Source organism: Gemmatimonadales bacterium (assembly GCA_035502185.1).
GTDB lineage: Bacteria > Gemmatimonadota > Gemmatimonadetes > Gemmatimonadales > JACORV01 > Fen-1245.
On record DATJUT010000031.1, the window covers coordinates 173,798 to 198,766 of the forward strand.

The window sequence follows — 24,969 nt, forward strand, 5'->3', positions numbered from 1 at the left end:
GACCTCACGGTTTCGGGTGGCCGATCAGGACCTTCTGTTCCTTGGCTGTGACTGGCGGTGCAATGACGGGCAAGCCCGTCACCGCGCGTAGCGCCTCGGTGACGTCCGACTCGGTGATCAAGCTGGTGCCGGCCACCACCTGGCGCCAGACGCGCTCGACACCCGGGCCGCCGACCTCGACGGCGAAGGTGCGGATCTCGGCGTCGCTGACCCGACGGTCCGGGGCCGCACGGGCGGCGGCCAGCATCCGGCGCGCGACGTCGCCCAGCGTGGCCTCGCCGTCGGTGCCGCGGCGGATGGCGCCGTCGAGCAGCAGCCCGGCGAGCATCCCTTTGCGGTAGACGAGGAGGGTGGTGTTGTCTCCCAGGACGTTCTCGTGCTGCTCCTGGGTCATGGTCATGCTCGTGTCGCGTTCGATGCGCTGGTAGTTGCGCAGCGACTGGTAACAGAGGTCGGCGAGGTCGTCGGGCCGGCCGCTCCACTCGGCCTCGAGTCGAGCGGCGAAGTAGTCGGTGACGCCCTCCGTCCACCACCGATCGGTGTCCATCGCCCCGCCGAACCACAGGTGCAGGGTTTCGTGGAACACGTCGTGAATGCGCGCCCGCTCCAGCAACTCGCCCGGCTCCCAGATCAGTGCGATGCTCGACCGTCCCTGCAGGCTGCCGCTGGTGCGCCCCTTCGAGCCGACGTCGCTGGTGTACGTGACCCGGGGCACGGGCACCCCCCCCAGGGCCTCCGACGCGCTGCGCAGGCTGGCCGCGATCACCTCTTCGAGCGCGGAGTCGCCGAAGTGCCGCTCGCCGCGCACCGCGAGGACGAACGGCGTGCCCCCGGCGGTGTCGCGAAGCAGGCGGAAGTCGGGGGCCGCAGCCAGGGTGGTGCCGAGAAGGGCACTGCTGCCAGCCGGGTTGAAGGCCTCCTGGTCCACCCCCCACGCGGTGACCACGTGCCAGCCGGGCGGCGTGATGAAGTGCACCCAGATGAGCGGATAAGGGCGATCCGGGCCGTAGGCCGACGCGTCCGGCGCCACGAAGACCCCGCGGCCGACGGCGTAGAGGTGGGCGTCGTTCAGCCCGGCGCCCGTAGAGCTGAGCGCGACGCCGCTCTGGAAGTCCAGGCGATAGCGGAACCGTACCGCGCCCGCCGAGGCGACGATCCGGTAGCCATGGGCGACCGGGCGCACGGAGAGAGGCCTTCCGTTGTCGTCGGTAGCGGCGAGTCCCTCGACGTCGGTCCCGGCGGAGAGGGACGCCGATGGAACCGACAGCGCGATGCTCTCGGCGGCCGTCGTCGTGAGGCGGGCCTCGATCGACAGGTGGGCCGGCGGCGAGGCGATGACGTCCACGTCGTACACGAGCGTGTCCCGCCGCTCCTGCGCTGCAGCGGTCACCGGCACGGCGGACAGGAGAGCGGCCGCGACGCCGAGCGCGACCGCTCCGCTGTCGCGGCTAGCCCGCGTATTTCATCCCGGCGTCGTCCAATGCGAGCACTCGGCGCCCGGCCTCGAGTCCCGCCTCGACGACCTCTCCCAGAACGAGGGTATGGTCGCCGGCGGGCATCGTGGCGACCAGACGGCACTCGAGCCATCCGAGTCCCTCGCTGAGAATCGGTGCGCCGGTGACGGGCGCGGGACGGGAGGGCACGCCTTGGAGCTTGGCGGGTTGGCGTCGCGACGACCGCCCGAGTTGCTCGGCCAGCTCACGCTGGCCCTCGGCGAGCACGTTGACCGCGAACCCGCGCGCGTCGCGGATCATCGGCAGGCTCTTGGATTCGTTCTGGAGGGCGACCACGAGCATCGGTGGGGTGAACGCCGCCTGCATCACCCAGTTGGCCGTCATGCCGTGGTCCTCGCCCTCGCTCATCACCGTCACGGCGTAGAGGCCGTACGGGAAATGGCGCAGGACGGTCTTCTTGGCCTCTTCGTTCACCGGCGCCTTCGCGGCAGGGGTCTCGGGGACAAGGTAGTGGCGGCGCCCCCGCCGCGCGAGATAGCCGGTCGCTGGGCCGCCGAACGACGCGACTCGGCGCGCGGCGCGATCGTCGGCGGCCGGGTCGTCTGCGGCGCCCACCGAGGTCGCCAGCCCCGCGGCGTTGAGCGGGGCCTGGCAGGCGGCTATTATGCCTGCTTCATGGCCACCCGGACCAAGAGCGAAGTCGGCGCCCGGCAGCTCGCCAGAGCCGACCTCCTAGGCATCTACCGCCTGATGCTGTTGTCGCGCCGGCTCGACGACAAGGAAATTCAGCTCAAGCGGCAGAACAAGATCTTCTTCCAGATCTCCGGCGCCGGCCACGAGGCGGTGCTGGTGGCCGCCGGGATGCTGTTGAAGCCGGGACACGACTGGTTCTACCCGTATTACCGTGACCGGGCGCTGTGCCTCACGCTCGGGATGACGCCCACGGAGATGCTGCTCTCGGCGGTCGGCGCCGCGGCCGACCCCAACTCCGGCGGGCGGCAGATGCCCTCGCACTGGGGCCACCGCAAGCTGAACATCGTGAGCCAGTCGAGTCCGACGGGCACCCAGTGCCTGCAGGCGGTGGGATGCGCGGAGGCCTGGTACCGGTACGACCGGCTCGAGGGGATCCCGGACCGGAAGGAGCGCACTCGCCACGACGAGATCGTCTACTGCTCGCTGGGTGACGGCACCTCGAGCGAGGGTGAGTTCTGGGAGTCGCTGGGCACCGCGTCGAACCTCAAGCTCCCCGTGCTGTTCCTCGTCGAGGACAACGGCTACGCGATCTCGGTGCCCATCGAGGTCCAGACGCCCGGCCGGTCGATCTCCAAGCTGGTGGCCGCCTTCCCCGATCTACTGGTCGAGGAGGTGGACGGCTGCGATCCGGTCGCCTCCCGCGACGTGCTGGCGCGCGCGGTTGCGCACTGCCGGGCCCGCCGGGGCCCCGCGCTGGTGCACGCGCACGTGATCCGGCCCTACTCCCACTCGCTGTCCGACGACGAGGTGATGTACCGGCCGGCCGAGGAGCGGGCGGCCGAGGCGGCACGGGACCCGGTGGCGCGCTTCCCGGAGCGCCTGGTCGCGGACGGCGTGGCGAGCGCGGAGGAGATTGAGCGGATCCAGGCGGAGGTGGCGGCGACGGTCGAGGCGGCCGCCGAGGCGGCGCTCGCGTCCCCGGCCCCGGCCCCCGAGACGGCGTCGCGATACGTCTACTCGCCGGACGTCGACCCGACCTCGGAGCGGTTCGACACTGAGGACGACCCGCAGTTCGCCGGCGATCCCACGACGATGGTGGACCTGTTGAACGCCTGTCTGCGGGACGAGCTGAGTCATGATCCCCGGATGGTGGTATTCGGCGAGGACGTGGCGGACGCGTCGCGGGCGGGTGCGCTCGGGAAGGTCAAAGGCAAGGGCGGAGTCTTCAAGGTCACCTGGGGGCTGCAGAAGCGCTTCGGCGACGACCGGGTGTTCAATTCGCCGCTCGCCGAGGCGAACATCGTCGGCCGGGCGATCGGGATGGCGACCCGCGGGCTGAAGCCCGTGGTCGAGATCCAGTTCTTCGACTACATCTGGCCGGCGTACATGCAGATCCGCAACGAGCTGGCGACGCTCCGCTGGCGCTCGAATGACGCGTTCAGCGCCCCGGTGGTGATACGGGTGACCTACGGCGGCTACCTGAAGGGCGGCGCGGTCTACCATTCGCAGACCGGTGCGTCGCTGTTCACGCACGTGCCGGGCCTGCGCGTGGTGTGCCCCGCCACGGCCCTCGACGCCAACGGTCTGTTGCGAACGGCGATCCGGTGTGACGACCCGGTGGTGTTCCTGGAGCACAAGCACCTGTACCGCCAGACCTACAACAAGGCGCCGTATCCGGGCCCCAACTTCATGGTGCCGTTCGGCAAGGCCAAGGTGGTCCGACCCGGTTCCGATGTCACCGTGCTCACCTACGGAGCGTTGGTGCAGCGGTCGGTGGTGGCGGCCAAGGAAGTGGAGGAGGCCACCGGCGTGAAGGCGGAGGTGATCGATCTGCGCTCGCTGGCCCCGGTGGACTGGGAGACGATCGCGCGCTCGGTACAGCGGACCAGCAAGGCAGTGGTGGTCTACGAGGACCCGATCTCGTGGGGCTACGGCGCGGAGCTGGCGGCGCGCATCGGGGACGAGCTGTTTGCGTGGCTGGACGCCCCCGTTCGCCGGGTGGCCGGCATGGACACCTTCGTGGCATACGCTCCGCAGCTCGAGGATCATATCCTGCCGCAGGTCGCGGACGTCGTGGCCGCCATCCGGGAGCTGGCGGCCTTCTGATGACCAGTGCCCGACGTGCGCGACACGCGCTGTTCGGGCTCATCTTCGTGCTGTCCGGCGCTGCCGGACTGGTCTACGAGCTGGTCTGGGTCCGCGAGCTCTACGAGGTCTTCGGCTCGACGATTCACTCGGTCACCACGGTGGTGGCGGCCTACATGGGCGGCCTCGGCCTCGGCGCCTGGCTGCTCGGGCGGCGCGCGGATTCCCTGGCTCGTCCGGCCCGGTTGTACGGCGTCCTCGAGCTGGGCATCGGGCTGTTCGGCCTGGCCTCGCCGTGGGCGGTGAGGGCCGTGGGCACCGTGTACCTCGACGTGGCGCGCGCGCTCGGGCCGGGGCTGTGGGCTGGAACGGCCATCAAGTTCGTCTTCGCCTTCATCGTCCTGCTGATCCCGACCTTCCTCATGGGCGGGACGCTGCCGGTGCTGACGCGCGCGTTCGCCGGCGACCGCAGCGACGAGCTGCGCGGCGAGCTGGCACTGTTCTACGGTCTCAATACCGTCGGCGGCGTCGCAGGCTGCGTGCTCGCGGGATACGTGCTGATCGAGTTCGTCGGTCTGCGGGCGTCGCTGCTGGCGACGGCCGCGGTCAACCTGGCGCTCGGCGCGGCCGCACTCCTGCTGGCGGGCGTGCCGGAGCCGGCGGCCTCCTCGCGCGCGCCGGAGGGCGAGCCCGTATTCACCCCGGATCCCGGGCCGGCCACGCGCCGCCTCGCCACGGGGCTCATCGCCTTCACTGCCCTGGCGTCGCTGCTGTACGAGATCGCGTGGACCCGCGCGCTGATTCTCGTGATCGGCAGCTCCACCTATGCCTTCACCACCATTCTCGCCTGCTTCCTGCTGGGCATCGGGCTGGGGAGCCTGATCGCGGTCGGCCGGGGCCGGGCACCACGGGATCTGCTGCTGCGGGCGGCGGCCGTGCAGGGCGTCATCGCCGTGTTGGCGTCGTTGCTGTTCCCCTTCTTCCGGGCGCTGCCGGTCTACGTAGTCGCGACGCTCCAGGTGCCCTTCCTCGGCGTCGGGGAGCTGCTCGCCCTGCAGGCGGCGGCCGTGGCGCTGGTCGTGATCCCGCCCGCAGTCGGGATGGGCTACAGTTTCCCGCTGCTGGCGGAACTCGCCTCGGAGCGCGCCGGCGCCACGGGCCGTGAGGTCGGTCACGCATACCTGGCCAATACGCTCGGCAGCATCGCGGGGGCGGTGGTGACGGGTTTCGTGCTGGTCCATCTCATCGGCAGCGAGCGGACCCTGGCGGTGGGCGTCGTGGTCAACGTGGCGGCGGCGGCCGCGCTGGCCTGGTGGGCCTGGCGGGATCGCGGGGGCGTGGGGATGCCGCTGGGCGTCGAGCGCATTCCGGTGGCGCTGGGAGCGCTGGCGCTGGTGATCGCGCTGGCCACCCCGAGCTGGTCGGGGCGGCTCCTCGACCGGGCGCCGGCCGTGTACGGGAGGACGCGGCTCGATCGGGACGAGCTCGGCCGGTACCTGCGCGGGTACGGCTCGGAGCAGTTGAGCTTCAAGGAAGGGTGGAACGCCGCGGTGTCCGTGTGGCGGGACGGCAACCAGAGCTGGCTGAAGGTGAACGGCAAGGTCGATGCGTCGAGTGTCGCGGACATGGACACGCAGGTCTCGCTGGGGCTGCTGCCGGCCCTGGCCCAGGGGCGCCCGCGCCGCGCCTTCGTGGTGGGATTCGGCAGCGGAGCCACCACCCGCGCGATCGCGGACGTGCCCGGCATCGCGCGGATCGACGTCGCCGAGATCGAGCGAGCGGTGCTGCGCGCCAGCCCGGACTTCCGCGACGTCAATCGCGACGTACTGGCGGACCCGCGGGTCCACGTCATCGAGGACGACGCGCGCAGCGCCCTGATGCTGGCGGATTCCGCCTACGACCTGATCGTGTCGGAGCCCTCGAATCCCTGGATCGCGGGGGTCGCATCGTTGTTCACGCGCGACTACTTCCAGGTGGTGGCGAAGCGGTTGGCGCCGGGCGGGGTCTTCTGCCAGTGGCTGCAGATGTACCGCGTCACGCCGGGCCTCGTGGCGGTGGTCGTCGCCAACCTGCGGGCCGTCTTCCCGCACGTGGAAGTCTGGTTTGCGAATTCGAGCGACCTGGTCGTGCTCGGGGCGCGCGACCCGATACGATGGAGCGGCGCGCGAATCGCGGCGGCCTTGCGCCCCGGGACGGCGACGGCGGCGTCCCTGCGCATGTGGCTGCGGGTCGACGAGCCGACGCAGCTGCTGGGGCACTTCCTCCTGGGTGATCGTGGCAGCGCGGCGCTCGCGAGCCGCGCGCCGTTCGACCACACCGACGACCATCCGGTGCTCGAATTCCAGGCCGCCCGGTCGCTGCTCGCCGGGACGCCGTCGGAGCCGGTGTTCGATTCCCTGGTCGCGCTGAAAGCGGCGGTGGGGGATTCAACGCCGATCCTGGAGGACTGGGACCTGCCGGCGGGCGCGTGGCGAGCCGGGTACGCCGCGGCGCTTCCCGACGACAACCCGGAGGCGCTCCACTCGGCCGAGTTGGCAGTGCGCGCGGTGCCGCGCGATCCGGCGTACCAGGGCGTGCTGGGCACCGTTCTGTTCGGCCGCCGGGACTTCCGGTCGGCGGCGGCGCACCTGGACAGCGCGCTCGCCCGGATGCCCGGCGACGCCAGGCTGCTGCTGACGGCGGGGCTGACCGATCTGGCGCTGTCGAACCCGGCGCGGGCGCGCGAGCTCCTGAGCAGCGTCGCGGTGCACGGCGGGGACTCCGCCTTCGCGTCCGCGGTCCTGGCGCAGCTCGACGCGAACAGCGGGAACTACGCGGCGGCAGCGGTGGAGGCCATCCGGGCGATCGCCAGCCTGCGGCCGACGCTGGAGCGCCCCTTCCCGGGGGCACTGGAGGGCGCTGTGACCACGCTGGGTCAGCTCGCGCCGCCGGCCGTGGCCGGCCCGGTGTTCGAGCATGCCGTGGCGGCGCTCCCTTACTGGCAAACCGGCTACTGGGGTGGAGCGGTGGTCGGAGCCCGGGCCGGAGGGGCCGCCTGTGCGCGCGCCGAGCGCCTGGCGCTCGAGCTGGGAAGGTTCGGCTGGACGGCGGAGGAGATCGTGCCGCTGGTGCGGTCCTGCCTGGCGCGACAGGGATCCTGAGGGCGAGCGAACGGGGTCAGGCTTCGGGGCCGATCTCGCGTCCGGTGAGCTTGCGTATCTCCACGGCCGCGGAGACGGCGGCATCCACGTCGCGGGACAGCGAGCGCGCCTGCTGAGTCGCCTGCGTGAGGTCGCCGAGCGCCTCGGCGACGCCGGCGGAGCGTAGCCGCAGCAGGTCGAACCGCACGTTCTGCATCGCGAGCAGGCAGGATTCGAGTTGGGACTCGAGGGCCGCACGACGCGCGATGAGATCGTGGACGGTCTGGCGCTGGCGTTGCAGGAGGCTCATGCGCCGGTCGCGGTCGGACGAGGCCGACTCTTGTTCCAGCGCGGCGATGCGGGCCTCGATCTTGTGCTCCGCCGCCGTGTCGATGTCGCGCTCGAGCGCCGCGAGCGTCCGCGCGAGGTCGCGAGCCCGGCCGAGCAGCTGGTCGACGGTCGGTCCGACGTCCGGCAGCATCTTCCGCTCGGACTTCGGCATTCGCTCCAGCATCCCGAGAATTGCCGAGCGGTCGCGCGCCGCCTGCTCGATGCCGGCGGCCTGCGAGCCGAACTCCTCCGGCGTTCCGGCGGCATTCGAGTCGGCCCGATGCGTCTTGGCCTCCAGCGCGTCCGGGGCCGGCGGCCGGTGCAGCACGTCCCGCCAGGAATAGCCGGCCGTCCACAGGCGCGAGTAGTCGCGCGCCAGGCTCCAGCCCATCCAGAGCGCGGGGAACAGGAACCACGGGTGCCCGATCCCGCCGGCGAACGTGATGTTGATCAGCATCAGCGGTCCGATGACCGAAGCGTATCGGGCCATCCGGTGGCGGAGCTGAACCACCATCAGCGGCTCGCCGGTCTGGGCCGCGCGCTGGGCGACCTCGCGGTCCTCTTCGGCCCGCCGCTCGAGCTTGCGGTCGGCCTTGCTCAGGCGGCGTTCGAGCCGGTCCCGTGTGCGTTCGATGCGCGACGCCTGCCGGCTGCGGCGTTCCGCGAGCCAGCCGGCGGCATCCGGCGGGCCGGCCGCCGGGAGGTCTCGAGGGCGCTCCGCGGGGGTTGACCGGCGCGAGCCCGGGCGCGCCGCCGGCGGCGCGTACGTGCTCGTCTCGAGCGCGCGTCGCAGCGCGTCCGCCGTTGGCCAGCGATCCTCGGGGTCCTTTTCCAGGCAGCGCATCACCGTGAGCGCCAGCTCTCGCGGTGCGTCCGGCCGGAGCCGCTCGACCGGCACCGCCGGCGTCCCGATCTGCTTCATCAGCAGGCCGGGAACGGTCGGCGCCTGGAACGGCAGCTCGCCGGCCAGCATCTGGTAGGCGACCACGCCGAGGGAGTACAGATCGGAACGGCCGTCGATGACCCGCTCGCCGGCGGCCTGCTCGGGGCTCATGAAGGCCGGCGTGCCGATGGCGATGCCCGTGTCCGTGAGGGTCCCGCCCTCGGCGCTGAGGGCCTTGGCGATGCCGAAGTCCGTCACCATCACCCGCCCGCGCGTGCCCTCGAGGAGGATGTTGTCCGGCTTGACGTCGCGGTGGATCACCCCTTGCTGGTGCGCGGCGGCCAGCGCGTCGGCGGTCTCGCGCATGATGCGCCGGGCTTCCTCGATGGAGAGGCGACCGCGGCGCTTGATCCGCACCGACAGGGACTCGCCGTCCACGTAGCCCATCACGAAATACACGATATCGTCGGACTCGCCGACGCTGTGAATGGGCACGATGTTCGGGTGGGAGAGCCGGGCCGCGGTCTCGGCCTCGCGGACGAAGCGGGCGCGGATGTCGCGGCGGAACGCCAGCTCCGGCGGCAGGACCTTGACGGCCACCGTCCGCTTGAGCTTCTCGTCCCGGGCGCGGAAGACCACGCCCATGCCGCCGCGGCCGATTTCGCCCTCGAGCGTGTAGGCGCCGGCGAAGGCCGCCGAGAGACGGGCTTCGAGGGCGCGGTCGGCTTCGGGGTGGCTCAAGGACGAACGGGGTTCATAGCCGCGGAAAGATTAGCGCTGCCCAGGAGGCGTGGCAACACTACAATGTGGACTGCCAACTGGCCGGACGCTGCGTCATGGCGACGCGCAGGCAACCGCGCCGGTTCCATTGTGCTGCCAGAATGGCACGAGGGTGTGGCCGTGCCGTGGCACGATCGGTGCCCTGCAGGAACGGGATTGGACGGCCCACGGTGTAGAACGTATGCGTGAGGATCGAATGACCGAGCGGTTGAGCCTACCCCTGCTGCCCCTTCGGGACATGGTGCTGTTCCCGGGGGTGACCACGCCCATCAGCGCTGGCCGGCCCGGGACGCTGCGCGCGATCGAGGCGGCGCTCAAGTCGGAGCGACGGCTGATCTTCGCGGTTGCGCAGCGGGAGAACACGGAGCAGGTCGGCCTCGAGAATCTGTACTCGATGGGAACCATTGCGCGGATCGGGCAGATGCAGCGCGGCCTGGCCGGCGTGCAGCTTCTGCTGCAGGGTGAGGCCCGCGCCAGCGCCGTTCACCTCTCCGAGCACGATGGCTATCTCGAGGCCGTGGTGCGCGAGGTGGACGACCAGGCTCCACCCGACAGCAACGACGCCGCGTTCCTCGCACTCTACAAGGAGTCGCGGGAGCGCGCCGCCGAGCTGGGGCAGAAGAGCGGCCTGCCGGAAGAGATGGTCCAGCAGGTGGTGGCTTCGGTCACCGACGCCGGCCGGTTCGCCGACATGGTGGCAGGCTACCTCGACGTGAAGACCCCGGAGCGGCAGGCGCTCCTGGAGACACTGGCCGTCGAGGAGCGGCTGCGCCGGGTCCTGATTCTGGTGCAACGGCAGATCGACGTCGCCGACGCGCAGGAAGACATCAAGTCGCAGGTCCAGGAGGAGCTGGGCGAGCGCCAGAAGGAGCTCTACCTGCGCGAACAGCTCAAGGCGATCCGGCGGGAGTTGGGCGAGAGCGAGGACGATCGCGACGCGGCGGCGCTGCGCGAGAAGCTCCAGAAGCTGGAGCTGCCGGAGGCGGCACAGAAGGAAGTCGAGCGGGAGCTGGGCCGGCTGGAACGCACGTCCAAGGACTCGATGGAGGCGCAGGTCATCCGGACCTTCCTCGAGTGGATCGCGGAGCTGCCCTGGAACGCGCGCTCGGAGGACTCACTCGACCTGGCGCGCGCCGAGCAGGTGCTGGAAGAGGACCACTACGGCCTGCACGACGTGAAGGAGCGGGTGCTCGAGTTCCTGGCGGTTCGGCAGCTGCGGGACCGGGACGAGCAGCAGGAGCGGGCCGCGGCCCAGGCCGATACGCCGGGCCAGGCCGACGACAAGGTGCTCGCGAAAGGCCCCATCCTGCTGTTCGTGGGTCCGCCCGGTACCGGCAAGACCTCGATCGCCAAGTCCATCGCCCGCGCGATGGGGCGGAAGTACGTGCGGATCTCGCTCGGTGGAGCGCGGGACGAGGCGGACATACGGGGCCACCGGCGCACCTACGTGGGAGCGATGCCCGGCCGGATCGTCCAGGGCATGAAGCAGGCGGGCACGAAGAACCCGGTGTTCCTGCTGGACGAGGTGGACAAGCTCGGCGTCTCGTTCCAGGGCGACCCGGCGGCGGCGTTGCTCGAGGTGCTGGATCCGGCGCAGAACGACTCGTTCACGGACCATTACCTGGGCGTGCCGTTCGATCTGTCGGAGGTGCTGTTCATCGCAACGGCGAACTTCCTCCAGAACATCCCGGCACCGCTTCTCGACCGGCTCGAGACCGTGGACTTCACCGGATACACCGAGCTGGAGAAGCTGGCCATCGCGCGGCAGTACCTCGTGCCGCGGCAGCTGAAGGAGAACGGCCTCACCCCCGAGCGCCTGGTGATCGAGGATTCGGCGGTGCGCGAAATCGTCGGCGGCTACACGCGCGAGGCGGGCGTGCGGCAGCTGGAGCGGGAGCTGGGCCGCCTGGCGCGGAAGATCGCACGACGGGTGGCGACGGACGGCGGAGAGCGCATCGTGCTCACCGGCGAGGACGTGCGCTCGCAGCTGGGCCGGCCCAAGGTTCGACCCGAACGGGCCGCCACCAGCGACGCCATCGGAACCGCCACCGGCATGTACTACACCCCGACCGGCGGCGACATCATGTTCGTCGAAGCCTCGCTGATGCCGGGCAAGGGCGACCTCGTCCTGACGGGGCATCTGGGTGACGTCATGAAGGAGTCGGCACGCGCCGCCCTGACCTACGCGAAGACCCACGCGTCCGTGCTGGGAGTGCGGGAGGAGGCGCTCAAGGACCGCGAGGTGCACGTGCACGTTCCTGCAGGCGCCATCCCGAAGGACGGCCCGTCGGCGGGCGTCACGATGGCGACGGCCCTGGTTAGCGCCATGACGCAGCGGCCGGTCCGGCACGACGTGGCGATGACCGGAGAAGTGACCCTCAGCGGCAAGGTCCTTCCCATTGGCGGCCTGAAGGAGAAGGTGCTCGGTGCGGCTCGAGCCGGTATTCTGGAAATCGTGCTGCCAAAGGAGAACGAGCCAGAGCTCGAAGACCTGCCGGAAGAGGTCCGCAAGAACCTCGCATTCCATCCGGTCGCCACCCTCGACGAGGTGCTCGCCATCGCCTTGCGCAGCCAAGACGCCAAGGCCGTGGACGAACTCCTCTCGGTCAGAGCGCGCTAGGACCGAACTCCGGCGTCAACCATCCAGTTGACACGCTATCGCCAGGTGCAGTAGTCCGCGACCATCCGGGCGACAGTGCCCTCGAAGTCGCCCGCCCCGCCGGTCGCCGATTCCGACGCTCCGCCTGCCCGGTGTCGGCCGAGTGAAGCCGCCACGACGACCTCGGCCACGGGCTCCGGATTGATGTCGTCCCTGAAGTACCCGGATCGCTGACCGTCCTCGAGGATCCTCACGGCGGCCCTGACGGCTCGGGACCGCGTGTCGTCGCCCAGCAGAGCTCCTAGCTGCGGCGTTGCAGCGGCAAGCCGTCGAACCAGCTCCCGCACTCTCTCCGCCGGCGTGCCGTGCCCGACCGACTCGAAGTCCAATCGGGTGGCGACGGCTTCCGCGACAGCTTTGTGAAGACCGGCCTTGGAACCGAAGTAGTGAAACAGCAGCTGCTTGTTTACGCCGGCGGCCGCGGCTATCCGATCCACCCGCGCGCCAGCGAAGCCATGCGCGGCGAACTCCACCTCGGCTGCCGAGAGGATCCGAGCCCGCCGAGGGCGTTCACTACCCAGCGCCATTCGCCCCTCAACTGGACGGTTGACACCGGAACGTAGACCGACTCCCGTAGCCGGTCAAGCCGCTACATCGACTCTGACTCCAACGAAGCCCTGGCCTGGGCGAACGCGCCGTCAATGTCACGGATGCACTCTCCGATGGCGGCGAGGTCCTTCGGCGTAAGCTCGCTGCCGGCGGACTGCAGGCGCTGGGTCAAGGCCTCTCCGTCGCGGCTTCGAGCGCTTACAGCCGGGAAGCCATAGGAGCCACCGGAGCCAGCCAAACGGTGGAAGGCCTGCCTGAGCTGGACGAGTGCGGCCCGCGGATCCGCAGCGAGCGCAGCCTGCAGCCCTCTCAGCTCGGCCACGCGCTTGAGGGAGTCGGCCAAGTACTCGCGGCGCAGTTGCCGCAACTGCTCGGCGAGCGGGTCGTCGGCGTCAGGGGCCACGATGGCCCTCCGGTTGGATTTCCGCCTCAGCTCCTACCCTGCGCCGCCGCCGAGGCGAGTTCGCGGCGAAGCAGATGGCGGACAAAAGGGACAACCGCAGGGTGGTTCGTCGCGACGCCGGTCGTGCCGGAGCGGTTCTCGAGGGCACAGACGGCGCGGCGTCGGTCCGCGACGATGGCGATCGGCAAGCCGCCCCAGTAGGACTCAATCTCGCCGGGGGGCACGGATCGCACGAGCGCGCCCGCAGGGGCCGGCGAGCCGAGCGAGAGCAGGCGCTCCGCGGCGTGCGCGTGGCGGACCTGGCCAAGATCCGCGTAGACCTCCGAGACCCACGGCCCCACCACTGCCAGCAGTTCATCCCGGGCGCTGAGGGCGCACGCTCTCACCCGGTCCAGGACGGCCGATCGGTCCCCAAGCAGCTCGACGTTGGCGCGAGCGGCCTGTGCGCCGCGTCGCTCCACCGCGGACAGTTGCTGCGCCAGCCGTTCCAGCCGCCGCTGAGACTCGTGCCCCAGCCGACCCATGAGGGCGTCGGGGTCCTCGGCAACCCAGCGTGCCGGGCTGCCTGGAAGCCGCGTGACCACCCCTCTGGCGGCCATGGTCTCGAGCGCACCGTAGGTGTTCGCCCGGGCCAGCGCCGCCTCCCTGGCGACGGTGTAGCCGGTAGCTGGAGACACTCGCAGCAGGGCGACGTAGACCCTGCTCTCCGTTTGAGTGAAGCCGAATCGAACCAGCTCATCCACAGTAGTAGCAATAGCTACTACTTTTGCGGCGGTCAACCTATCTCACAACCCAGCCCGTCACACGCTCGCGATCTCCCAACCGGCCAAGCGCGAGATCAGGGACATCCGGAAGGTGACGTCCGCTTGCCGGCTCTCCGGAGTCCGGGCGTCCGCCTGCAGCGGGAACGCGTGGTACGACCACGGCGAGATCCGCCTCGGGATGGCACGCAGGTTCTTGGGAGTCCACACACCCTGGTCGTCGCAGTCCTTGAGCAACCGGGCCCAGACGCGGGTCGCGGTGGCAGAGCGCTGGAGAACGCCCAGGCGGGCGAGGATCTCCATCCAGTGGAGCGCAAAGGGCAGATCGTCGGGCTGGCCGGAGGCGGCCACCTTGAGGGGATCGCCGAGCAGGACGAACGACGGCTTCAGGACCTTCTTCCCGGCCGCTACCCCAAAGCTCTTCTTGGTGGCCGGCTGCGCCAGGTAGCTGCCGAGCCGCTCGACGAGGCCGGCGCGCTCCCGCTGCACGGCGGGCAGCATCGCGAGCAACGTGACCGAGAAGAGGGTCGGTGGATAGGCTCCCGGCCTGAGCACCCAGCCCTGCGACGTCTTGACCAGCGGGTCGTCGACCAGCTCGCTGCGGAGGAACTGAGAGACCGCGTTGGCGATCTTGTGGGCGGCCCCGCGGACTCTGGGGTCGTCGCCGTTCCCCACGTGAGCGAGGGCCGCCGCCGCCGCCTCTCGCACGATCTCCCTGATCCACGGCTCGACGCCGGGCTCGGCCGCGCCGAACTTCTGGAACTCGAACAGCAGCTTCGGATCACTGTCGCGGGACAACAGGCGGTACAGGAGTCTCCCCGCCAGCTTGAGCGGGCGGCTGTCCTGAGGCCAACACAGCTCCACCAGCCGGCGGTACTGGTGGATCGTGCCCACGTCCTTGATGCCGGCGGCCTTGTTCGGCGACACGCCGAGGAGGTTGCCCCCCCACACTCCGGTGTCCTTCTGTTTCTTGGCGATCTGCCGGGCGGGCGGGTATGCCTCGAGCTCCGGCCTCAGCGCTTCGAGCTGCGCCGAGTCTGAGCTCCCCACGATTTCCGTGAGCGTGCGGTACCGGATGGCAGGGCAGCCGTACTGGAGCAGCCAGGACACGGGGACGCGATGCGAGGTGGGAAGGGTCAGGCTCGCCTCCCGGAAGGTTGCGACGTCCGTCTCAATTGGCCGCCAAACTTACAAGTCCGTCCGACGCCAAGCTAGGGCCCCCGAGAGGCAAGCGGCAGCCCGGTCACGCGGATTCGCGCGATGGTGCCGTGTGCGGTGCTCCCGCGCTCCGACGTGAGCACGACCAGGTCCGCCGCGAGGAACGCCACGCCCTCTCCTTGGGGCTCCACGAACGGGATGGTGAGCCCGCCGGCGGGCGTCAGTGGAGCGGGCAGCGAGTCGCCCCGAAGCCGGAAGAAGTGCAGGGTCGAGTAGGTCCGCACCGCCAGCGTGGCGCCGTCGGGAGAGACGGCGGCGCCGGTAACGACCCGCAGCAGCGCCAGGTTTGGGGCGACATCGAGCGGGCCGACGAGGAGCAGCGTATCCACCTCACCCGAGCGCTGCGGCCGGGTCCTCGGAGGCACGCGGAACATGAGGGGCCGTCCGAACGCCTCCTTGGTGACGATGAACACGCGTGCTGCGGGATCGACGACGATAGCCTCGGCGTCGTGCGGGTGGTCGGGATAGCGTAGAGTGGTGGCCGCCTCCACGGGCACGGACCGAAGCGTGTCTCCGGGTCCGCGCGGCGGCTCGGGCTCTTCGACCCGGTACAGGACGACCTGTCGGCGGCTGTGTCGGTTGTCGCCGATGTCGGCGGCATAGAGGCAGCGGGCGACCGTACCGGGACACGGGCCCCCGCCCAGGTCCTCCCAGTCCACGTTGCGGGCGCCGGTGACCAGAATGGAGCCCAGATCGTCACCGGCCGAGTCGGTCGCATAGAGCCGCGGCTCGTCGCCGCTGTCGTTGTGCGTCCACACCACCCCTGGCCGGCGCGTGCTGGGCGTCACGCCCGAGCTCTCGACCAGTCGTGGAGCCAGGAAGACGGCCGTATCCACGAGCGCCAGCCGCACCGCGTTCTGCGCGGCGGCGGTTCGAGCGAGCGCCAGGCCGCCGACGAGAATCCCCAGCCGCAATCGCACCGCCGCAGTCTACCCGCGGCCCGCGCGCGACGGCAATCCTTGCCCGCGGTGCGGGGGCCGCCGATCTTTCTTGCATGCCGACATCGTTGCTCGCGCGCCGCGTGGCGCGCCGGCCGGAGCAGGTCCGGCTGTCGGGCCGCATCCTCTACCTCACCGAGGATCCGGACCTGATTACGCGCCAGCTTGCGGGCGAGGATCTCGACTGGAATACCCGCGTCAAGCTCCGCGACAACATCTCCACCGACGAGATCACGCCGGCGTACATCTGCTACTACTTCGACGACACACTGGGCGAGTTCCCCTACCTCGGCCTCAAGGCCGGCGAGGCGTTTCCGATCGGGCGAGGCGCGGTGAAGCGCGGGGGGTTCGTCGCCTCGGCCGCGGGCAAGCGCCGCGGCAAAGGGTCGTCGCGCGAGCAGTCACCCTACGCCGAGATGCGCGCCGGCATTCAGCTGGTGGTGGGCGAGAGCATCGAGCGGATCTACCGCGAGAACTGCCAGAACCTGGGCATCCTGACGACCACGGACTTCTCCGTGCTGGAGCGGGTCCGCGGCGGGCACCCGATCCCGCTGTCGCTGTTCACGGCGGGCGAGGGCCAGATCACCCGCGACATCATCGAGTTCGGCGGGCTGTTCAACTACAACGTCGCGCGGCTCCAGGGCGTGGTGCGCGTGCCCGCGGTGGTTACGCGCCCGCGGCCGATGACGATCGCGGAGAAGATCTTCGCGCGGCATTGGGTCGTCGACGCCGCGGCGGGGCGAGTCGGCATACCGGCCGCGGCCCCCGGCGACGAGGGATTCGTCGTCACCGACATCCGCTTCAGCCACGAGTACGTGACGCCGATGGCGGCGATCTTCTTCGAGCAACTGCTCGGCGCCGACGAGCCCCTCAACGACCCGTCGTCCATCTTCTTCTTCCGGGACCACCTGACCTTCCTGCGCGATGCGATGACCCCCGAGCGAATCGCCGAGGGTCTCCTGGACGTCGCCAACCAACTGGAGGTCAAGCAGCGGGAGTTCGCGGCCTCGAAGGGCGTGAAGCTGTACGGCGAGCTGGGGCTCGGCCGCCTCGGGTCGGAGGCGATCTGTCACTCGAAGATCCTCGAGGCGCACGCCCTGCCGGGCCAGATCATCATCGGGAGCGATTCCCATACCCCCCACGCGGGTGCCGTGGGGTGCGTGGCCTTCGGCGTGGGAACCACGGCCGTCTTCAACAGCTGGATCACCCGCGACGTGCGGGTGCAGGTGCCGCCGTCGTTCCGGGTGGTGGTACGGGGGCGCAAGCCGGACGGCATCACGGCGAAGGACATCATGCTCCAGCTGCTGCGCCACCCGTACGTGAAGAACGGGGACGCGATCGGCCAGGTGGTCGAGTACTGCGGCGAGGTCGTCGCAGACCTCAGCGTCGACGAACGGGCCACCATGACCAACATGGCGGCGGAGGTGGGCGCCTTCACCGGCATCATCGCGCCCGACCGGCGGACGGTCGAGTTTCTGGTCGAGCAGCGTGGGCTGGAGCGGGCGGAGGCGGAGCGGCTCTGCGCCGGCCTGTTCTCCGACCCCGGGGCGGAGTACGTGAAGGAGATCGAGATCGACGCGTCGGCGCTCAAGCCGATGATCGCCCTTCCGGGCGACCCCGGCAACGGGCGGGAAATCGGGGAGCTCGGCGACCCGGTGAAGATCGACATCGCGTACGCCGGCTCCTGTACGGCGGGCAAGCGCGAAGACATGGACATGTACGCGCGCGTGTTCGGCCAGGCCGCCGCGCGGGGGCAGCGGGTGGCGCCGTGGGTGCGCTGTTACATCCAGTGCGGCTCGCAGGAGGTGTATCGTTACTGCCAGGCCCGCGGCTACGATCGCGTGTTCGCGCAGGTCGGCGCGACGTTCATCGAGCCTTCGTGCGGCGCGTGCATCAACGCCGGCCCCGGAGTGTCGCGCAGCACGGGCGAGGTCACGATCTCGGCGATCAACCGGAACTTTCCCGGGCGCTCGGGGCCCGGACAGCTCTACCTCGCCTCGCCGTACACGGTCGCGGCGTCCGCACTGGCCGGGTACGTCACCGCCTGGGAGCCCGAGCCCTCGACGGCCGGCGTGGCCTGAAGCGGGAGGAAGGGTGGCGGCGACCAGCTTCGATTCGGGCGTGCGCCTGGCCAAGCAGTGCAAGGCGCTCGGCCACCCCGCCCGGCTCGCCATCGTGCGTTATCTGGCGGCGCAGCGCGGGCGGTGCACCTGCGGCGACATCGTCGACCAGCTCCCGCTGGCGCAGTCCACGGTCTCCCAGCACCTCAAGGTCCTGCGGAGTGCGGGGCTGATCGTCGGCGAGGTCGAGCCGCCGCGGGTCTGCTATTGCCTCAACGAACAGGCCTTCGCCGCGCTCAAGCGCGCCGTCGCTGCCCTGTAAGTCCACCCTGTCAGCGGTGGGCGCTCCTGATGGCGTTGAACAGGAGCGGGTAGGTCGCAAGGCTCTGGCCGCGATACTGCGGCCGGAAGCCGAACAGGATCACCCGGCCGCGGCCCCGCCGCACCTCCACCATTGCCGCCTTGCCCGCCAGTCGTGCGGCGCCGAGCAGCCAGCCCGACAGCAGGACGTCACCGGGTTCGTCCGGATACCGTGCCACGACGCGCACTCGCAGTGGATCGCGTACCTCGAACGCGGGCCCGTCCTCGAACCACGCGATGGTCTGATTCGGCATGCCGGCCGCCAACGGGTCGTCGGGGTCGAGGAGCAGGCGCAGAATGCTCCCCGGGCCGTAGAAGTCCTGCGGCGAGAGATCCAGCAGGGCGTCCGAGACCGGCAGATCCAGTGCCCCGATGGCGAAGTCACAACTCTGGTCGAGGGCGATCAGGGTCCCGCCACCATCGACGAAGTCGCGCAGCGCCTGCACGCCGGCCGCCCCCATGCCACCCGCCACGTGCGCCGGATAACGGTCGGCGGGAAGGCCGCTCAGCAGGGCCGCAGGCTCCTGGCTCGGCAGGATGACGGCGTCGAACCGGTCCCCGAGTTTGCCGGCCCGGACCTCGGAGTCCGCAAGCGCCAAGTACGGGATCTTCCAGGTATCGAAGACCCAGCGGGTCCAGCCCTCGTCGTCCGGGGCCGCGTACGAGCGGTAGACGCCGATTCGCGGGGCCGCGCCTCCGGGCCGGAATGCCGACGGCTCGCTCGACAGCCCGGGCGCCGTGAACGAGGGCGGCGCCGCGGTGATCGGCGCCGACAGCGCGACCGGCAGGGACTCGGCCACGGCGAGCGCGCGCACGCCCAACAGGAGCGAGAGCGTATGTGCGGTCACGTCGTACGGGCGTCGCGGGGGGCCGCCCGGGTACTCACGCAGGTCCGGATACGTCTGTCGCTCCAGCACCGCCTTGGCGAAGGCCGCGTAGGGTTGTCGGAGCAGGATGACGTAGCTGCCCGGAAAGAACCGCTCGCGGCCGATGGTGAAGGAGCCGAGCGCGGCCCGCACCTCCACCTGCGCATGGCGGAAGATCTCGAGCAGCGTGCTCAAGGCGAGGGGGTTCTGTCCCGCGGCCGGAATCACGAACGCGTACGGCCAGCCACTCCAGCCGTGCACGGCGTGCTCGGCCACCTGCAGCCCGTCTCGCAGCCAACGTTCGCGGTCGTTTGCCACGGCGGCGAGCAGGGCCATCGTGCTCGCCGTCTGGTAGCGGACGATGTCGGCGAGGCCCCACCTGCCGGCAGGCCAGGGCGCCACGAGGTTCCAGCTGGCGACCCGCGGGTCGACGCCGGGCGCCGCTCGCAGGCTGTCCACCGACTCCGTGATCGGGCTGGCCAGGTCGGCGCTCGCCGTCTCGCTGAGAATGCGCACGGCTCCGTGGTAATGCTGGAAGGCCCGGCCCGGCGACCACGCGTCGTACAACGCGTTGACCGCGACGCCGCTGAAGCCGTCGGCCGTCATGCGCCACGCAATGGCGAGGCCCAGGGCGTTGTCGCCCGCGACCAGCAACGGATCGACGTTGGGCTCGACGGGATCGAGATACGGCGGAATGAAGATCCGGGGGCCGTTCCGCCCCTGCTGGTGCAGGTCGAGCGTGACCTGCGGGTGCCATACGTCGTAGAGGCTGTCGACGACGAGCCGCGTTTCGACCTGGGTGAAAGCGTACCAGTCGCGGTTGTCGTCGTGCCCGCTGTAGCGATTGAAGAGCTCCGGCGGGCTGGTGCCCTCGGCGGGGGTGCCGAGCGTCTGTGCGTACCAGTGCGAGACGATCGGGACCCCGTCCGGGTTAAGTGACGGCACGAGGATGACGACCGTGCGGTCGAGAATGGCGCGAATCTCCGCCGACGTTCCGGAGGCCAGCCGGTACGCCACTTCCAGGGGCGTGAACCAGCCACCGACCTCGGTGGAGTGGATCCCCGAGGTCACGAGCACGAACACCCGGCCGTGCCGGACGAGCCGTTCGACGGCGGCCGGGCTGCGGAGCTGGCGTGGGTCGGCCAGTAAGCGCTGGATCGCGCCCAGCGGCCCCAGTCGGGCGAGGTTGGCCGGACTTGAAATGAACGCGACGATGAAGGGGGCGCCGTTGGTGGTGCGCCCGATCTCGCGGACCGCGACCCGATCGCTCGCCCCCTGGAGCGCCCGGAAGTAGGCGACGACGGGGTCCCAGTCCGCGAGCCGGCGGTCGGTGCCTGGCTCGAAGCCAAGCACCGACGCGGGCGTGGGCACGGCGAGACGCTGGGCCCCGGCAGGAGCCGCGGCGGCGAGCGTCACGCAGGCGACGAGAACGGCACGGCGCATGGCGGTGGATCCCGGAAGGGGGGACCAGGAGCCCGATCCGATCAGCCGGGATGGGTTTCGAAACTAAGCGGGTGTGTCGGCGGGGACCACCCCGATCGAGCGAGGAAGCGACGAGCCCCGTCCCGATGTTCCGGGACGGGGCTCGCCGGTGCCGATCTACGCGCGACGAACTACTGCAGCCGCTTGATTTCGACGCGCATGTTCTGGGCGCGGCCCGCGGCCGTCTTGTTGCTGGCCACAGGATGCGCCGCGCCGTAGCCGACCGCCGTCAACGAGGCGGCGGGGACGCCCTTGCTCACCAGATACGTCACTACGGCCCTCGCGCGCTGCTGAGAGAGGCGCAGGTTGCGCGCGGCGGTGCCGACGCTGCTGGTGTAGCCCGCGACTTCCCACTTCGCGTTCGAGGTCGCCTGGATGGCGATCGCGATCTTGTCGAGGTCCGCCATTGCCGCCGGCAGCAGCACCGCGCGGTTCGGACGGAAGGTCACGTTCTTCAGGATCATGGCCGCGCCCGCGGTGGGCAGCGTCGGCAACTCGACGGGCGGAGCACCCTTCGGAGCGATGACGACGGTGACCGTCGCGCTCCCGCTCTTCCCGTCCACGGCGGCGGTGACGTGCGCCGCGCCGTTCGCCACGCCCGTCGCCAGCCCGGTCGGGCTCACGGTGGCCACACCCGTCGCATCACTGGTCCAGGTGAAGGTCCTGGCTGCGATCGGCCGGCCGTTGGCATCCATCGCCTGCGCCGAGAGCTGCGCCGTGGCGCCGGCGGCGGAAATCTGAGCGGTCGCTGGAGTGACCGCGACCGTCGCGGTCGTCTGAGCAACCGTGACGTTCACCGAGCCGCTCTTGCTGCCGGACGTCGCCGTGATCCGGGCCGTACCGTTGGCCACGGCCGTTACGACGCCCGCCGCATCCACCGTCGCCACCTTCGTATCGCTGCTGGCCCAGGTGAACGTGGGAGCGTTGAGCGGGTTGTTGTTGGCGTCACGCGCGGCTGCGGTGAACGCCTGGGTGGCGCCGATCGCGTTGATCGTCGCCATCGCCGGAGTCACCGCCACGGCCGCGGCCGTCCGGGCGACGGTCACGTTCGTCGTCCCCGTGACGCCCTCGCTCGTGGCGCTGATCGTCGCGGCGCCGTCACGCACCGCTGTCACCACGCCGGCGGCGGAGACCGTCACGGCGGGGTTGTTGCTCGTCCAGCGGATGACCTTGCCGGTCATCGGGTTGCCCTTCTGATCGAGCGCCCGGGCCGCGAGCTGCTGGGTCTGGCCGAGCGACGTCAGCGTGGCCACGCCAGGCGTCACGTTGACGCGGGTCAGGACCTTGCGGCCGCCGAGGAACCAGGACAGGCCGACGGTGGCGGCGCCGGTCGGGATGGACCCGATGGCGGACTCCTTGAAGTTCTCGTACCCGATCCGGCCCTCGATCCGGAGCGCCACGGCCTCGCCGATCATGTGGCGGACGCCGACGCCGACATGGCCGCCGTACTGGGCCGTGACGTGGGTGCCGCTGGCGGCGGCGTAGGTGCCGCTGGCGCCGACGGTCAGGAACGGGCTGGTGACCTTGTTGATGTCCGGCGTCCAGGTGAGGGCCGCGAAGGGCTGGACGAACGTCAGGGACGGCGTCGCGCCCGACGAGGAGGCGAAGCCGACACCCGAGCCGACGCTGATGTCCCAGCTCTTGTTCAGGTGGTACCCCAGCCGGAGCGCGCCGCCGGGCACGACCTGGCTAGCAGGGCTGAGCTTCTTGTCGAAGTACAGAATGCCGGCGCCCGCGCTCAACTCCCAGCTGCCTTCGCGGTGAGCGGCGGGCATGGCGGGCTTGACTACCGGTGCGGGCGCCGGATGCTGCGCGGGCGCGGCCGCAGGGCGCTGAGCCGGCTGCTGCGCTGGAGGCTTGGCGGGCTGAGCCGGTGGCTGCGCCGGGCGTTGCTGGGCGAGCAGCAGCGTCGGCACGAACGCGGCCAACGCTCCTGCGGCCAACAGAACTCGCTTACCCATGATGCATCTCCTAGCGGAAGTTTGTCCGGGCCGCGCCAGGCGCTCGCATGTCGCGAGCCCAAGAGTGCCCCGAGACTCAGCGTGGGCGACGACCGAAGGCGATGGCGCGTGGAGCGCCGCTGCAGCGAGGACCTTCGCCGTCGCTCCGAGGAACGACAAACGCGGTCGCCACGGCCTCGACCTTGCGTGCGCGGGGTCTGGCGGCCGCCGGAGTCCCGACAATCTTGGCGCGTCGGCTGGGGATGCGCAACCCCGAGGCTCCGGCCACTACCCCTGGACGAATCGGGTCGCCGCGCCCAGGCGTTCCGCGCTCGCCGAAAGCTCCAGGGCGCTCTGGGACAGGTCCTCGATGGCTTTGAGCTGCTCGGCGGCGGCGGCGGCCACCACCTTGGCCTCGCTGGCGGAGGCGGACGCGGCCGCCTTGACCTCCGACAGCACCGCTTGCATTTCGGCGGTCCGCTCGGCGTTGCGGCGCGGAAACTCCACCATCCGCTTCGACAGGTGGGCGAGCGTCTCCGCCGCCCGCACGATGCCCTCCAGCTCGGCGATCCACCGGCTGGCCGCGGCGGTGACGTCGCCGATCTCCCGGCGCATCTGCTCCAGCAGCTGCGCCGCGCGATCGATGACGCGGCGGGTCTCGCCCGTGGTCTGGCCCGCCTGTTTCGCCTCCTTCGCGCTCTCCTCCGCGAGCCGGCGCACCTCGTCGGCCACGACCGCGAACCCGGCGCCGTGCTGTCCCGCCCGCGCTGCCTCGATCGTGGCGTTGAGCGCCAGCATGTTGGTCTGGCTGGCGATGGCGCCGATGGTCTCGGCGAACCGTACCACCTGCTCGGAGGCCTCACGGAGCCGGCCGACCTCGGCCACGCTCTGCTCGACGGTGCTGCCGATGCGCTCGAGGTTGGCCTTGGTGGCGGCCGTGGCCGAGCGCACGGCCTGGGCCGCCCGCTCCATCTCCTGGGCGGACCGATGCGTCTCCTCCCCCGCCAGGGCCGCGTCGTGGGCCGCGGCTCTCAGGTCGACCATCGCCGCCTCGGCCCGCGCCACGTGTTCCGTGGCGTTCGCGGCGCCCCCCTCCGCGCCGTGCGCCGCCGCGGCGACCTCCTCCGAGCTGGCGTGGATCTCCTGGCTCGTGGCCGTCACGTGCTCCACGTAGCCGGCCGTCTGCTGCGAGGACTCGACCAGAGGCTCGAGGACTCCGTGCACTGCCAGGGCCAGCGCGAGCTGCGGCGCCACCAGGTTCAGGATGTCGGCGTCCGCCCCGCGGTAGATGTCGCCATCGGCGTGGCGGATGCTCCAGGCGCCGACGAGGTTGTCGCCCTGGTACAGGGGGACCAGGATCTCGGAGCCGGCCGCGTCCTCGCCGCCCTCCGGTTGATGCCCCAATTCGGCGGACACAACGGGCTTGCGGCGCCGCAGGGCCTCCGCCACCAGACCGCGGTCGCCGGGAATGCGGTAGCCCGGGGCGCGCTCGGGCGCGGTGTCGACGACCTGCACAAGCTCCTGTCGGTCCGCGTCCCAGCGGGCCACGCCCATATGATCCCAGGGCACCAGGCGCCGCGTGAGGTCCCGAATGACGCCGAAGCTCCGCACGAGATTGACATCGCTGGCGATGGCTCGCGCCAGCCGCTCGACCAGTCCCAGTTCGTCCGCGCGGATTCCCTTGTGCAGGAGCCAGTGGGCGAGCACCAGCAGGCCGATCAGCACGAGGCAGACGACCACGGCCAGCAGCGCCGGGATGTCCGCTTCCACGACTTCGACCCAGGCGAGCGCCAGGGCGGCGCTCAGAAGGTAGACGACGGACTCCCAGCGCAGCGTCAGCCGCGCGTCCACCCAGGCCAAGCTCTCCGACAGCGCCAGTTCCGCGTAGAACGTGCCGTTCACGACCAGCGGAAGCCCCACCGCGAGGAACGCGAGCGGGGGGACGTTCGGTGCAGCGAGCGCGCCGGCCCCGTAGACGCCACCCAGGCGCTCGTAGATGACGCCCACGACGGCGGCACCGAACGTGAGGTGGCTCGCGTTGGCCACGGCGGCACGGAGCTGCAGCCGGCGCAGCGGAAGGTCGCCGGCCAGCATGCCCAGCGGCGAAACCAGAACGCCCCAGCCCCAACCGCGGTGCAGGATGGCGAACAGCACCACACCCAGGACGAAGGACGAAAACCCCTTGCCGGGAAGCGCGAGGCCGTAGCGCCGGGTGGCCGCCGCGAAGCTGACCAGAAAGACGTACTCGAGAACCGGGAACGGGTGGGGGAAGTCCCCGGTGAGGATCACGTAGGCGAGCGCGGCGAGGGCGAACAGATCGACGCCGACGCGGAGGACCTGCTCGGCGCTGCGCGAGTGCCTGGCTGTCTGCTCGTCGCTCAAGTCCATG

General features: G+C 70.8%; 16 protein-coding genes. 5 read left to right on the forward strand and 11 right to left on the reverse strand.

The features are described 5' to 3' along the window. Positions 1-4: 4 nt before the first annotated feature. Entirely contained in the window at positions 5-1,390 is a 1,386-nt protein-coding gene (locus VMF70_04540) for a hypothetical protein (GenBank protein HTT67274.1), read from the reverse strand. Between the two features lie 58 nt (positions 1,391-1,448). Further along, complete coding sequence (locus tag VMF70_04545; protein HTT67275.1) at positions 1,449-2,069, reverse strand: flavin reductase family protein; 621 nt, start codon at positions 2,067-2,069, stop codon at positions 1,449-1,451. 60 nt (positions 2,070-2,129) lie between these two features. On the opposite strand from VMF70_04545, the gene VMF70_04550 reads away from it, so the two are divergent. Next, positions 2,130-4,253 carry a dehydrogenase E1 component subunit alpha/beta gene (locus VMF70_04550; GenBank protein ID HTT67276.1) on the forward strand — a complete coding sequence of 708 codons (2,124 nt, stop codon included), beginning with the start codon at positions 2,130-2,132 and terminating at the stop codon, positions 4,251-4,253. After that, positions 4,253-7,372 carry a fused MFS/spermidine synthase gene (locus tag VMF70_04555; GenBank protein HTT67277.1) on the forward strand — a complete coding sequence of 1,040 codons (3,120 nt, stop codon included), beginning with the start codon at positions 4,253-4,255 and terminating at the stop codon, positions 7,370-7,372. The genes VMF70_04550 and VMF70_04555 overlap by 1 nt, the downstream gene beginning before the upstream one ends. 16 nt (positions 7,373-7,388) lie before the next feature. On the opposite strand, the gene VMF70_04560 is transcribed toward VMF70_04555, so the two are convergent. Next, a complete protein-coding gene (locus tag VMF70_04560) occupies positions 7,389-9,305 on the reverse strand; it encodes a protein kinase (protein ID HTT67278.1) in 1,917 nt (638 codons plus the stop codon). Positions 9,306-9,540: 235 nt separating this feature from the next. Between VMF70_04560 and lon the strand changes: the two genes are divergently transcribed. After that, a complete protein-coding gene (gene lon, locus VMF70_04565) occupies positions 9,541-11,964 on the forward strand; it encodes an endopeptidase La (GenBank protein HTT67279.1) in 2,424 nt (807 codons plus the stop codon). Between the two features lie 35 nt (positions 11,965-11,999). On the opposite strand, the gene VMF70_04570 is transcribed toward lon, so the two are convergent. From VMF70_04570 to VMF70_04590, 5 genes are all read right to left on the reverse strand, one after another. Then, positions 12,000-12,530 (reverse strand): helix-turn-helix domain-containing protein, encoded by a 531-nt coding sequence (locus VMF70_04570; GenBank protein ID HTT67280.1) that lies wholly within the window; start codon positions 12,528-12,530, stop codon positions 12,000-12,002. Between the two features lie 62 nt (positions 12,531-12,592). Beyond that, complete coding sequence (locus tag VMF70_04575; protein HTT67281.1) at positions 12,593-12,955, reverse strand: Hpt domain-containing protein; 363 nt, start codon at positions 12,953-12,955, stop codon at positions 12,593-12,595. 26 nt (positions 12,956-12,981) lie between these two features. Further along, on the reverse strand, positions 12,982-13,698 hold the full coding sequence (locus VMF70_04580; GenBank protein ID HTT67282.1) for a helix-turn-helix domain-containing protein: 717 nt from the start codon (positions 13,696-13,698) through the stop codon (positions 12,982-12,984). A gap of 57 nt (positions 13,699-13,755) precedes the next feature. Continuing rightward, positions 13,756-14,826 (reverse strand): hypothetical protein, encoded by a 1,071-nt coding sequence (locus VMF70_04585; GenBank protein HTT67283.1) that lies wholly within the window; start codon positions 14,824-14,826, stop codon positions 13,756-13,758. 101 nt (positions 14,827-14,927) lie between these two features. Continuing rightward, a complete protein-coding gene (locus VMF70_04590; GenBank protein ID HTT67284.1) occupies positions 14,928-15,854 on the reverse strand; it encodes a hypothetical protein in 927 nt (308 codons plus the stop codon). 74 nt (positions 15,855-15,928) lie between these two features. Here VMF70_04590 and VMF70_04595 point away from each other — a divergent pair, with 74 nt between their 5' ends. Both VMF70_04595 and VMF70_04600 read left to right on the forward strand, forming a co-directional pair. Next, entirely contained in the window at positions 15,929-17,953 is a 2,025-nt protein-coding gene (locus VMF70_04595) for an aconitase family protein (GenBank protein ID HTT67285.1), read from the forward strand. Between the two features lie 13 nt (positions 17,954-17,966). Continuing rightward, positions 17,967-18,254, forward strand: coding sequence for a metalloregulator ArsR/SmtB family transcription factor (locus VMF70_04600; GenBank protein ID HTT67286.1), 288 nt, complete (start codon positions 17,967-17,969; stop codon positions 18,252-18,254). A gap of 10 nt (positions 18,255-18,264) precedes the next feature. Here VMF70_04600 and VMF70_04605 read toward each other — a convergent pair whose 3' ends face one another. The 3 genes from VMF70_04605 to VMF70_04615 form a co-directional block, all read right to left on the reverse strand. Further along, positions 18,265-20,601 (reverse strand): M14 family zinc carboxypeptidase, encoded by a 2,337-nt coding sequence (locus VMF70_04605; protein ID HTT67287.1) that lies wholly within the window; start codon positions 20,599-20,601, stop codon positions 18,265-18,267. A 170-nt stretch (positions 20,602-20,771) separates the two neighbouring features. Next, positions 20,772-22,415, reverse strand: a complete 1,644-nt coding sequence (locus VMF70_04610; GenBank protein ID HTT67288.1) for an Ig-like domain-containing protein — start codon at positions 22,413-22,415, stop codon at positions 20,772-20,774. Between the two features lie 453 nt (positions 22,416-22,868). Beyond that, positions 22,869-24,962, reverse strand: a complete 2,094-nt coding sequence (locus tag VMF70_04615; protein HTT67289.1) for a methyl-accepting chemotaxis protein — start codon at positions 24,960-24,962, stop codon at positions 22,869-22,871. Positions 24,963-24,969: the final 7 nt, after the last annotated feature.

Excerpts from the sequence above, each read along its gene's own strand:
- VMF70_04550 (HTT67276.1), top strand. The coding sequence starts at position 2,130 with ATGGCCACCCGGACCAAGAGCGAAGTCGGCGCCCGGCAGCTCGCCAGA.
- VMF70_04555 (HTT67277.1), top strand. The coding sequence starts at position 4,253 with ATGACCAGTGCCCGACGTGCGCGACACGCGCTGTTCGGGCTCATCTTC.
- lon (HTT67279.1), top strand. The coding sequence starts at position 9,541 with ATGACCGAGCGGTTGAGCCTACCCCTGCTGCCCCTTCGGGACATGGTG.
- VMF70_04570 (HTT67280.1), bottom strand. The coding sequence starts at position 12,530 with ATGGCGCTGGGTAGTGAACGCCCTCGGCGGGCTCGGATCCTCTCGGCA.
- VMF70_04595 (HTT67285.1), top strand. The coding sequence starts at position 15,929 with ATGCCGACATCGTTGCTCGCGCGCCGCGTGGCGCGCCGGCCGGAGCAG.
- VMF70_04605 (HTT67287.1), bottom strand. The coding sequence starts at position 20,601 with ATGCGCCGTGCCGTTCTCGTCGCCTGCGTGACGCTCGCCGCCGCGGCT.
- VMF70_04610 (HTT67288.1), bottom strand. The coding sequence starts at position 22,415 with ATGCCCGCCGCTCACCGCGAAGGCAGCTGGGAGTTGAGCGCGGGCGCC.